Here is a 12,156-nt window from a genome sequence, read left to right as displayed (position 1 = left end):
TATTTTTTTGAAAATTAACTTGACTATTATTAGCTGGTCTTGATCTAAGTAAATTCTATATGATAAAAAAACCTCCGAGAAAACGGAGGCTTTTCATTTTTTAATTATTTTTTAATAAAGGTACCAGCCTTAATCTTATCAACTATCTCCAAATATTTACTCTTAATGTCTTGTGGCACTTTATCACTTAATGTACCAACACTTAAAGATCCATTTTCAATATTTCCATATATAGTTTTATTACCAAACTTGCCGTTTATAATATCATCCATACAAAGTTTTATCATAGCTGCATTATCTGTCACTACACTAGAAATTATTATGCCAGATTTATCATCCTTTACAAGATCACTTGGCTGACCAATATCATATGTATTTGATTTATTAGCTAATGCTTGGCGTGCTCCTGAATCAACAGCACTTGCGTCACCAAACATTACGTCTACATTCTTAGATGTTATCATAGAATTTGCAATTTCCATCCCCTTTGCAGTGTCACTAAATGAACCTGCATAAGCTGATGCAACTTGGATATTTGGATTAACAGCTTTTGCTGCTGCTTCATAGCTTTCAAGTTTAGTTTTTGTAGTATCTAATTCCATACCTCCAATAAAACCAATATTATTAGTTTTGCTCATAAGACCTGCAAGAGCACCTGCCATTTGACCTATTTGCTCTGCATCTGGTAAAAGAGAAACTATATTATCTGTTTCGACTGTACCATTTAATAATGCAAAATGTACATCCGGATAATCTTTGGCTACTTCCTTTACTGCATCTGAATATTGATTACCTGGTGCAAAAATCAAGTCATATCCTAAATCTGCATATGAACGTATGCTTTGAGCAAAATCCGCTGTCTTAAGGCCATCCGTATATTGAGTTTCAAAGCCCTTTTCTTTTGCAGCAGTAACCATCGCATTATAACATGCAGCTCCCCATCCCCCATCAGAAATTGAAGTATCAGAAATCATTGCAACTTTATAGGTTTTATTTTTTGCATCCTTTGAATCTTTTGTTGAAGTTTCAGTAGTTTTTGAACCTCCACACCCAGCTAGTAATGCAACTAATGTGCACATTGTTAATACTAATGATAATAATTTTTTCATATATTACCCCTCCATTTGTTTATTGCTTTTATCTATAATTATTGTAGGTAAAACCTATAATTTAGATTTCTTTTATTAACGTTCTTCTCTGAAATATGGTTTTCCATTTGCCTTTGGACCTACCTTTTTTATTCCAAAGAATGCCAATGCAAATAGTGTACAAAGATATGGAATCATTGCAAGCAGCTGATAAGGAGTATCTGCGCTAGCTACCTGCATCCTTAATTGAAGAGCATCGGCAAATCCAAATAATAATGCTGCTAACAATACTCCGCCTGGCATCCATCTTCCAAATATTACTGCTGACAATGCAATAAAGCCTCTTCCTGACACTACTCCATCGGAATATGTGTTAATATAACAAGTTGTAAGATAAGATCCTCCAATACCAGCTAAAGCTCCACATATAATGCTTGCAATATATTTCTGTCTAACCACATGAATTCCTAGTGATTCTGCCGCCTTAGGATATTCCCCTACAGCTTTAAAATTTAAACCTGCCTTTGTCTTATTTAAAAATATTGCAGTTATAGGCACCATTAAATATGTGAAGTATACTATAGGTGTATGATCAAATAATACTGTACCTATAACAGGTATATCACTTAACAAAGGAATAGACACCGCTTCCATTAAAGGGCCTTGTATTAATGATGAATTTATTCCAAAATATATCTTATAAATAAATGATGCTATAGCAGGTGCAAATATGTTAATCGCCATACCATAAACTATTTGTTCTGCACAAAGATGTATTACACAAAAAGCATAAATCATATTAACAAGTATTCCTCCAACTGCCCCTGCTAAAACTCCAATGTAAGGATTCCCTGTAGCATATCCTACTAAAAATCCAATAAGTGCACCAAAAGCCATAATTCCGTCAAGTCCAATGTTCACCAGTCCAGCACGTTCTGAATAAAGTTCAGCAATTGCTACCATTAAAATAGGAGTTGCCATACGCACTGTAGATAAAAGCAATTCTTGAATGAACGTTGCATTTAAAATGTCCCCCATTATCCTTCCACCACCTTTGTTTGTTTCTTTGAAGTTATATTAATAAAGAACTGTTTAACTTTTGGAAGATTAACAAGCGCACTTCCTGCAACTGCAAATACAATAACCAACGCTTGAATGATATCTATTACTGAAGTTGGCATACCAGTACCAACCTGCATTGTATTTGCTCCAGTACGTAATATTGCAAAAAGATACGCTACAAGCACAGTCCCTATAGGATTTAATTGGCCAATGAGTGCGATCGCCACACCGTCAAAGCCATATCCAGTTCCAAATCCAGACATTAGACGATATTGTACTCCGTGAAGTTCAACACTTCCACCTAGTCCAGCTATTGCTCCTGAAACTATAAATGACATTAACATAAATTTTTTAACAGAAAATCCATTATACATGGATGCTACTTCATTCATTCCCACTGCACGAAGTTTAAATCCTTTTGATGTGTAAAATAAAAAATAATATATTACAAGAGCTAAAACTATAGCAATTATAAAACCAGTATGTACGTTAGATCCAAACACTCGTCCAAGTTTTAAAGCATCACTGACAGCCTCTGTCTGAGGAACATTTCCTTCTCTTAAAGGACCTGTATAGAGATATCCCATAAAAAGTACGGCCACATAGTTGAGCATAATGCTAACTATCATTTCGTTTAATCCCCTTGTAATTTTCAATATTCCCGGAATAGCACCCCAAATTCCACCAGCTGCTGCTCCTAGCACTAAACTTAATATAATAAGCCAAACTCCTGATACACCTTTTAAAGTTACTGAAATCCATATACTAGTTACAGCACCAATAATAAATTGACCCTCTGCTCCTAAATTAAAGACACCGCATCTATATGCAAAGGTTGCTGCAAGTCCCGTAAAAATTAAAGGTATTGCTTTAACTAATGTCTTCCCAAAACTTGTTAAATTTCCAAATGCACCTTTAAATAAATACAAGAAAGCCTCTCCTGGATTTCCTCCAATAGTTGTAATCAATATTGCACCCACTATAAAAGCACATATTATTGAAATGATAGGTATAAACATTTTAATTAAGACATTTTTTAATTTCATACTAATACTTCCTCCATATTTTCATTAGTTTTTCCAGCCATGGCAAGGGAAATTTCGTTAATTGGAGGATTTTCGCCTGAAAATATACCAACAATTTTTCCTTCAAACATTACTAAAATTCTATCTGACAATTTTAATACTTCTTCAAAATCTGCACTTATAAGTAAAACTCCACAGCCTTTATCTCTAGAGGCTATCATCTTATCATGAACATATCTTGTAGCTCCTACATCTAACCCTCTTGTTGGATGTACTGCTACTAAAAGTTCTGGATTTTCTTCCATTTCACGTGCTAAAATAATTTTCTGCTGATTACCACCAGAAAGGTTTCTTGTTTCCTGTTCTACTGAATCACATCTAATATCATATTTTTCTTTCATCTTGTTCGCATATTTTGTAATTTCTTTTTTCTTTAAAAACCATCCTTTACCCAGAGAAAATTGTGATTTTTCTATATCTTTAAGTACCATATTCTCCTTAATGGTCATATTTCCAATAAGTCCCATCTTATTCCTGTCTTCAGGTATATGTGAAACACTTGAATTTATAAAATTTTCCGGTAAGAATTTTGAAATCCTCTTTGATTTCAGCAAAACTTGTCCATTATCTGGTGAAATAACTCCTGTTACCAGTTGAGCTAATTGAGATTGCCCATTGCCATCAACACCTGCAATGCCAACTATTTCCCCTTTACCAATAGTTAATGAAATATCAAATAATCCATTATGTTTTGATTTCTTATTATAATCTACATGTTCTATTGAAATAATATTTTCTTTTGTACTTTTAACTTTCTTATATTTACTCTGAACTAACTCTCGTCCTATCATGAGATTTGCAAGTTCTTCTGAGTTTGTATTATTTTTATCTAATGTTTTAATTGTTTCTCCTTGTCTAAGAATAGTTATTTTATCGCTAATTTCTAAAACTTCTCTCATCTTATGAGATATAAAAATAACAGACTTCTTTTCACTTATAAGCTTTCTAATAATTCCAAATAAGCCAACAACTTCAAGATCAGTTAATGCTGCTGTCGGCTCATCTAAAATTAATAACTCCGCTCCTCTGTATAATGCCTTAAGTATCTCAACCTTTTGCTGTTCACCTAATGATATTTCTGTTATTTGTTTATCAAGTTCTACCTTTAGTTCATACTTCTTCGCAAGTTCCATTATTTCTTTCCTAATAATGTCTTTTTTAATAAAAATAGATTTATCTTTTGTTATTCCTAATATTATATTTTCAAAAACAGTCATAGCCTCCACAAGCATAAAATGCTGATGTACCATACCAATTCCCATTTTAACTGCCTTTGCAGGAGAATCTATTTTTACTATATTGCCATTAATGTATATATTTCCTTTTGTTGGTTGATACAATCCCACAATAATATTCATAAGTGTACTCTTTCCTGCCCCATTTTCACCTAAAAGAGTATGAACTTCACCTTTGTGTATTATTAAATTAATATTATTATTTGCAAAAACATTGTTAAATTTCTTTGTCATGTTTTCTATTCTAAGAAATTCCACTCTATAATTCCTCCTATATAAATATTTTTCTAGTAAAATAAAAAAGTCTTATTCCATAAATTACGGAATAAGACTTCTCTGTCTAAATTAAATTATATTAATTTTTTTTACTTATACTAAACTATATCCACATTATATATTCTTTATTTTTTATTGTCAACATTTTTCAAATTAATTATTTTTTAATTATTTTAGTTATACTATTGATTTATAGCAACATCTTATATCAACTTTTGTGCTACAAATTCTTATAATATAGAAATGCACAAAATATGCTTAGTTAATACATCTTTAATTAATTTATGAAAATCAGGCCCCTCCGTGAAAACGGGTGGCTTACTCTGCGCCTATAAGGCTTTGTTGCTGGCCGTGCTACTCGCACGTTGAAAAATTCAACTTACAAGTTTGTTCATTTTAATGCTCTACGCGTCTCAAATGAATTTATTCTATTTACAAAGTTAGTTTTTTTCTACGCATAGCTAGAAACTTTCCGGAAGCACCGGTCTAACCGGTGGTATTCTTTATACAAAAAAATCGTAGTACAATGTACTACGATTTTTGTGGCAGGGGCAGTAGGATTTGAACCCACAACCAATGGTTTTGGAGACCACTACTCTACCGTTGAGCCATACCCCTAAGACAATAATGATTATATAACATATCTATAAAGAAAGCAACATATTTTTATAATTAATTATCGTGAAAATAAAACTACACTAAATATAAAATACTTTATATTTATATTCAAAATTTGCAGATTCTTTAGTGCAGTATATAATCACATCTAATAACAAAAGGATATATAACTCCAAAATAAGTAATTCTATTTTGCATTACTAGAATTTACGACTTCATTTGGTTTAGCCCATTTTGATAATTCTTTTATATTGTATAAAATCAAATCATCAAAGGACATATCTCCATAATATTTCCACAACTTTATAGTATTATAACCTGACAAATCCAATTTCGTTCCTTTTTCACCATCAACTATTATTATTATCTTTTTAGGATCTAAATTATTAATTTTTATGAACTCACTTAACTCATGATTATCAAGCTGAATAGTGTTTAAATTTAAAGACTTAGTTAAGTAATCAAAATCATTATTTAATGTAATAAATTTATATTCACTTAAGGATTTTATTTTCTCACTATATTCCTTTATGCTAGTATCAAAACTTTTGATAGCTTCATTATAATTTTCCTCATAATAATCTCTATTTTGAGGGTCTCTATCTTGAATAGCTGCCTTTACATTGTATAATGCTATTTTATACTCTTCTATACCTTCAAAATAGTAAGGATTTTCTTTAGTGTCATTATCATGCCCATAATTTAATAATTTTATGCCTCTAGCTAAATTTATTATCCCAAGGCTTCCTTTCTTCAATTCACTAATTAGTGAATCACTCCATGGTTCAAAAGATGTGCCAGAATATATAAATAAATCCATATTGGATATATTATTTAAAACATCTTCACTATATTTAAATTCACTAATATCTTTCTCATTAGTGAACATATACTCCGCATTATTCTTTTCCTTTATAATTTTTTTAACCATATAATATTGTGGTTTATTAACTGTCATTATATTTAGATATTTATCTCTGCTTTCAGTTCTATTATTCTCAGTATTAGCTAATAAAGGATTTGAAAAAAAACTCATACCAAAAGACAATGCTATGGTTATTATCACCATGGCAAAGGTAATTTTCTTCAAAGACAAGTCACCTCCAAAATTTAACTGACTTCATTTATAACTTTCTTTTTAATATGTACTGTAATTAATTTCTTAAGTTAATTATTAATTAACATTTATTAGGTTAAACATAAAATAATTCACTTTATATATATTGAGTTACATATGTTACCTCAGTAATTACTCTGTTAATTAAATTTTAGCATATACCTGTTCTTATTATACCAACTAATTTAAAATAAATATATACAAATTTATTACATTTTTTTGAATGCTTATTTCCTGTTTTATATAATTAAATTAGTTAATACATTATTAATTTGCTTTTATGCAATTTTGAGATAAAATAAAAAGATGAGAGTTTGTAGATTTAACAATTATTAGGTTCTATACATAATAACTATATGTAAGTTATTGATATAAAATTCTAATTAATAAGAATTAATTCTCACTTAAAGGAGGCACTTCATGGAATTTGAAATTTATAATGTAGATGATACTGCTAAATTAGGAATAAATTTAGGCAAATTATTAAATGCCGGTGATATAATCTGCTTAACTGGTGATTTAGGTGTAGGTAAGACTCATATTACAAAGGGCATAGCTAAAGGATTAGGCATTAACGATAATATTACTAGTCCAACATTTACTATAGTGAACGAATATGATAGCGGTCGATTAAAGCTCAATCATTTCGATGTTTATAGAGTAAGTGATCCTGATGAAATATATGCAATTGGATTTGATGATTATATATTTTCAGATGCAGTATCAATAATAGAGTGGGCAAATTATATAGAAGAAATTCTACCAAATGATTTACTTCATATAGATATAAAGAAAGATTACAGCAAAGGTGAAGATTATAGAAAAATCACGCTAAATGCTTATGGAAAAAGATATGATTATATAAAGGAGTTGAAAATATGATTATTCTTGCCGTAGATTCATCTTCTAAAGTGGCAACTGCTGCTTTGATGAAAGATGATAAACTACTTGGAGAAATTACATTAAACGATAAGAAAGAACACTCTATAATACTAATGTCTATAATTCAAGAGTTGCTAAACAATAACAACTTAAGTATTGATGATATTGATGGCTATGTTATTTCAAAGGGTCCCGGTTCATTTACTGGACTTAGAATAGGCATGGCAACAATAAAAGGTCTTAGCTTGGGAAGTAACAAGCCTTACATTAGTGTTTCTAGTTTAGATGCACTTGCATTTAGCGTATCTAATTTCAATGGTATAATATGCCCTATAATGGACGCTTTAAGAAATAGTGTTTATACTTCACTATATAAAGGAGAATATACTTGCTGCAATAACAATAATGCTTCAAATTTACCTATAAAATTGGAACGTCTATTAGATTATTCAGCATTGGATATTGATGAACTTATAGAAATAATTAAATCCAAAAATGAAAAAGTTATTTTTATAGGCGATGGTGTTGATAAATATAAAGATTATTTGATTGATAATTGTCCAAATTCATATTTTCCTCCTAATCACCTTAATTTAATTCGTGCCTCTTCATTAGGTGAAATAGGCAGTGCACTATTAAAGAACGGAGAATATGACGATCCAAATTCTGCTCCGGTTTATCTTAAAAAATCTCAGGCTGAAAGAGAATACGAGCAAAGGATGAGATTATAGTGAATATAGCTATAAATTTAATGAAAGAAGAAGATATAGATGAAATTTTAGATATAAGCTCGTTGAGCTTTTCTATATGCTGGAGCAAAAATTCTTATATGCAGGAACTAACCAATCCTGTTGCTAAATATTTTGTTGCTAAAGTTGATAATAAAGTTGTAGGCTTTGCTGGAACATGGATAGTATTGGATGAGGCTCATATAACAAACATAGCAACACATCCAAACTATCGAAAACAAGGGATAGCCTCTAAACTCCTAGAAGAATTACTATCTTATTGTAAATCTCAAGGGTGTGTAGCATATACTCTCGAAGTTAGAAAAAGTAATGCCGCTGCCAAAGCCCTTTATGAAAAATATAACTTTAAACAAGAGGGAATTCGAAAAGGGTACTATGAAGATAACAAGGAAGATGCTATTTTAATGTGGTTAAAGGAGTAATATCTTAATTACAAATTTCTGTGCTTAGGTAAACATATCAAAGAGACAATTCATGCAATCATTATGTTAAAATTGCATAAATTGTCTCTTTATACTTATCATCAATTTATATTTAGCCAAAAACTATCTCTAATAATTGATTTACTTATATTCTATATTAATTCAATTTCATTACTTTCTAACACATCTATAATTTGTTGATTAGGCTTTTCATCCGTTATTATAGCATTTATATCATCAATCATTGCAAATTTATAATTACCATCTACAAAAAATTTCTTGTTCTCCATAACTAAAAATGTCTTTTTACTAGATTGTATTATTGTGGCCTTAGTAATTCCATCCTCAATTTCAAAAGTAGTTATACTTTTGTCAAAGGCATCAATTCCACAACTTCCTATAAAAGATTTATCAAATTTATATTTTTTAATAAAATCATTAGTTGAAGATCCAATAAAACCATTAAGAGATTTATTTAAAACCCCAGCCGCAACTACAACAGTAATATTATTGGCTGCCTTTGCTAAAATATTTGCTATCTCCAACATATTGGTTACTACAGTTATTCTTTTTTGAGTTGTTAAAATAGATTTAGCTATAAGAATATTAATTGTTGATAAATCTAAAAATATAGTTTCCCTATCTTGTATTAGCTCTAAGGCTTTCTTAGCAATTATGCTTTTAGTTGAAATATCTATCTTCTCTCTTTCTGAAATGTCATACAACTGCGATGATTCCCTTATTTGAATCGCACCTCCATACGTCCTTTTCAGCTTTCCTGCATGCTCCAGTTGTTTTAAATCTTTTCTAATACAATCTTCTGTCACATTAAACTTTTTGCTTAAATCCTTAACTTTAACTTTTCCATATGTATTTAGGATATTTAATATTTCGTTTAGTCTCTCTTCTGTAAACATATCTATGCATTCTCCCATTTTTTATTATTTAGGACCTTGTGGTAAATAATTAATCTAAATATATTATAAGGGACTTTCAAAATATAATAAAATTATTTTGATAGCCCCTTATATCTATTGTTTTTAAATATTTTATTCTTATTTATAAATTTTCTAAAATAATTATATAGTCAAATTTAAATTAAAACAATATCTACTATTGTTCTTTTTCAAAATCTGATTTTGGAACTCCACATAATGGGCAAACCCAATCGTCTGGGATATCTTCAAATTTTGTTCCTGGTGCAACTCCATTATCTGGATCACCTGCTGCCTCATCATAAATATAACCACATACTGTACAAATATATTTTTCCATAAAAAAACCTCCCTTAGATTTGATAATTAAATATTAATAAATACATATCTTACTATGTTAATTTATCATCTTGTAAAATATATATCAATTAAGCGCTTCTGCATTTATTGCGATGAGCTAATTAGAACGATCTTTAGTTTAAAAGTTTCTATAATTATATCATTTTTGTGACTTCTTGCAGAGTTAATAATTTAACTACTACCTCTCTCTATTATTACTTGTTATTCCTTATGATATACATTTAGCCATCTATCTTGTTGCATTTCACATACTATCATAAGTTATTGTAATCTCATTTTTTTATATTCACTTGATCATTAAATATCTTTTTTAGTGTTTAAATATTTTCTATATATATAATACCAAATAATTCATTATTAATCAATAATTATTATTAATTAATTTTAATTTTCTATCATATGAATTTATTTTATAACCTTTTGAACAATAAATATTAATACATATAAAAACTATAATATATCTATCTGTTTAACGTTAATTATTTATATATTATTATAACCATTATGCCAAATTAAATCTAAATTATAAAATTTAAAAGGAGAAAGCACTCGTCTTTATGTGAATAGTTGCTATTAAAATTTGATCTGATATTAAATGAGTAATCATCTTTAGCTTATTTAATAATCATGTTAAAAATCAATTTAATATTAATGTTTATATATAACATTAAATTTATATACCAACCAATATACAATAAAAAGCTGTAACAAAATTCGAATTATTTTGTTACAGCTTTTTCTGCTTATATTATTTTAAAATTATACAATTTTTGTCTTATTTTCTGGACTGCCAAAGTTTGGTTCAACCTTAAAAATTGAAACAGATACTTTTTTGTATAGAATATATGTTAATACCGACACCATAACCGCCTTTACTCCATTGAAAGCTAGTAATGCCCAAACATAATTCTGTAACATATCCGCTGGCATCTTCATCCCATAAGCTGGCAATAATAAATATATGTTACCCACGATTCCCATTGCCTCCATTGCAATTCCACCTATTATCATTCCTAATATTGCATTTTTCTTATTCTTATTTCTATAGTAGATAAATGATGCTGGTAAAATTAATGCTGCTCCAAACAAGAAGTTTGCTGTCTCTCCAACAAAACCTGTTTGACTTCCTCTGATTAATGGAACCAAAAGATTTTTTATTAATTCTATTATCACCCCTGCTACAGGACCAAATCCAAAAGCACCCAACAATGCTGGTACATCACTTAGATCTATCTTAAGCCATGGAAACGCAGGTATTATTGGAAAATCAAAATACATAAGTATAATTGCAATTGCTGATAATAAAGAGATTTTGATTAATTTACTTGTTTTTTCATTCATATTCTTTGCCTCCCAAAAGATTATCTTCTTGGTGTAGCTTATTAGGAATTTAGTGTCAAAGTATTCTTAGTACATTAGTTACTCCTGAACTATTTGCAATACTTAATAAAAAAACAAAAAGCCCTGATGTAAAATACATCAGGGCATACATTCAGCAAGTAATAATAGATCAACTTTCAATTCCTAATAGGTTACCTTCTTTCATCCAGACTATACTGTCGGCCTCGGAGTTACACCGAATCTGCTTTCTTAAAAGCTCGCGGGCTATACCGCCGGTAGGGATTTACACCCTGCCCTGAAGATATATATTTTATTTTCTTTATTATATAACTTTAATCAATACTTTGCAACATCTATTTGAGCACTTTTTACATTTCTAAATTTTTAATAAAAAAAGAGTAAGATTTCTATATCTCACCCTCACCGCAAAATAATTATAATAAAAATTTAACCGTTTTATTATAATTATATTATTCTCCTATAAGCTTATCGGTTTTTAATATATGCTCTGTTAACCAATCATTTAAAAAATTCAAAAGTTTTATTAAACTTTCATCTTGATTTTCATCAATATTTTTATAATCGATTTCTTCAAGACTTTTAATAAATTTATCATGCTCAATCTTTTGAGTAAAGAGTCTTTTATAGTTTATACTTTTCATATATTCTTCTTCTGATTTAAAATGAAAAATTGTATAATCCTTCAGTTCGTCCATAATATGTATTATCTTATCATACTTATCAATTGCAAATTCATCTTTTAACAGCGTATAAGCTTGATCTGCTAATTCAAAAAGCTTTTTGTGTTGCTCATCAATCTGATCAATTCCGATTTTGTATTCTTCCTTCATTTCATACATGTATAATACCTTCTTTCTACTCATTATTTTAATCATACTCGGTTCATTTTTTATTAATATATCATTTTTTTAATATAAAGTCACTACACTTAGCCTTTTATTCAATAGATAAATTTCTAAATATAA

12 protein-coding genes, 1 tRNA gene and 1 riboswitch are annotated in these 12,156 nt (G+C 29.3%); of the genes, 3 read left to right on the top strand and 10 right to left on the bottom strand.

The window, feature by feature from the left end:
* Nucleotides 1-104 precede the first annotated feature (104 nt).
* From F3K33_RS02675 to F3K33_RS02650, 6 genes are all read right to left on the bottom strand, one after another.
* Nucleotides 105-1,109, bottom strand: coding sequence for a BMP family protein (locus F3K33_RS02675; protein WP_039773869.1), 1,005 nt, complete (start codon nucleotides 1,107-1,109; stop codon nucleotides 105-107).
* A gap of 75 nt (nucleotides 1,110-1,184) precedes the next feature.
* Nucleotides 1,185-2,126 carry an ABC transporter permease gene (locus tag F3K33_RS02670; protein WP_039773870.1) on the bottom strand — a complete coding sequence of 314 codons (942 nt, stop codon included), beginning with the start codon at nucleotides 2,124-2,126 and terminating at the stop codon, nucleotides 1,185-1,187.
* Entirely contained in the window at nucleotides 2,126-3,196 is a 1,071-nt protein-coding gene (locus F3K33_RS02665) for an ABC transporter permease (protein WP_039773871.1), read from the bottom strand. Before F3K33_RS02665 ends, F3K33_RS02670 begins: the two co-directional genes overlap by 1 nt.
* Nucleotides 3,193-4,728: an ABC transporter ATP-binding protein gene (locus F3K33_RS02660; RefSeq protein ID WP_243141337.1), complete on the bottom strand. Its 1,536-nt coding sequence runs from the start codon at nucleotides 4,726-4,728 to the stop codon at nucleotides 3,193-3,195. The genes F3K33_RS02665 and F3K33_RS02660 overlap by 4 nt, the downstream gene beginning before the upstream one ends.
* Nucleotides 4,729-5,289: 561 nt before the next feature.
* Nucleotides 5,290-5,364: transfer RNA gene (locus F3K33_RS02655), tRNA-Trp, on the bottom strand.
* A 187-nt stretch (nucleotides 5,365-5,551) separates the two neighbouring features.
* The gene (locus F3K33_RS02650; RefSeq protein ID WP_039773872.1) at nucleotides 5,552-6,454 is read right to left on the bottom strand and encodes a metal ABC transporter substrate-binding protein; all 903 of its coding nucleotides are present in this window, start codon (nucleotides 6,452-6,454) and stop codon (nucleotides 5,552-5,554) included.
* Nucleotides 6,455-6,901: 447 nt separating this feature from the next.
* Here F3K33_RS02650 and tsaE point away from each other — a divergent pair, with 447 nt between their 5' ends.
* The 3 genes from tsaE to rimI are packed head-to-tail and all read left to right on the top strand — an operon-like array spanning nucleotide 6,902 to nucleotide 8,534.
* Entirely contained in the window at nucleotides 6,902-7,363 is a 462-nt protein-coding gene (tsaE, locus tag F3K33_RS02645) for a tRNA (adenosine(37)-N6)-threonylcarbamoyltransferase complex ATPase subunit type 1 TsaE (protein ID WP_011967818.1), read from the top strand.
* Nucleotides 7,360-8,094 (top strand): tRNA (adenosine(37)-N6)-threonylcarbamoyltransferase complex dimerization subunit type 1 TsaB, encoded by a 735-nt coding sequence (tsaB, locus tag F3K33_RS02640; RefSeq protein WP_039773873.1) that lies wholly within the window; start codon nucleotides 7,360-7,362, stop codon nucleotides 8,092-8,094. The genes tsaE and tsaB overlap by 4 nt, the downstream gene beginning before the upstream one ends.
* Complete coding sequence (gene rimI / locus F3K33_RS02635; protein WP_023974878.1) at nucleotides 8,094-8,534, top strand: ribosomal protein S18-alanine N-acetyltransferase; 441 nt, start codon at nucleotides 8,094-8,096, stop codon at nucleotides 8,532-8,534. Before tsaB ends, rimI begins: the two co-directional genes overlap by 1 nt.
* A gap of 152 nt (nucleotides 8,535-8,686) precedes the next feature.
* On the opposite strand, the gene F3K33_RS02630 is transcribed toward rimI, so the two are convergent.
* The 4 genes from F3K33_RS02630 to F3K33_RS02615 form a co-directional block, all read right to left on the bottom strand.
* Entirely contained in the window at nucleotides 8,687-9,451 is a 765-nt protein-coding gene (locus F3K33_RS02630) for a DeoR/GlpR family DNA-binding transcription regulator (RefSeq protein ID WP_039773874.1), read from the bottom strand.
* A gap of 196 nt (nucleotides 9,452-9,647) precedes the next feature.
* Nucleotides 9,648-9,809 (bottom strand): rubredoxin, encoded by a 162-nt coding sequence (rd, locus tag F3K33_RS02625; RefSeq protein WP_023974876.1) that lies wholly within the window; start codon nucleotides 9,807-9,809, stop codon nucleotides 9,648-9,650.
* 779 nt (nucleotides 9,810-10,588) lie between these two features.
* Nucleotides 10,589-11,170, bottom strand: a complete 582-nt coding sequence (locus F3K33_RS02620; protein ID WP_011967813.1) for an ECF transporter S component — start codon at nucleotides 11,168-11,170, stop codon at nucleotides 10,589-10,591.
* Between the two features lie 189 nt (nucleotides 11,171-11,359).
* Nucleotides 11,360-11,477, bottom strand: a riboswitch (FMN riboswitch).
* A gap of 163 nt (nucleotides 11,478-11,640) precedes the next feature.
* Entirely contained in the window at nucleotides 11,641-12,030 is a 390-nt protein-coding gene (locus tag F3K33_RS02615; protein WP_011967812.1) for a bacteriohemerythrin, read from the bottom strand.
* Nucleotides 12,031-12,156: the final 126 nt, after the last annotated feature.

The organism is Clostridium beijerinckii (assembly GCF_008705175.1).
GTDB lineage: Bacteria > Bacillota > Clostridia > Clostridiales > Clostridiaceae > Clostridium > Clostridium beijerinckii.
This window is presented reverse-complemented; position numbering and strand designations above follow the sequence as displayed.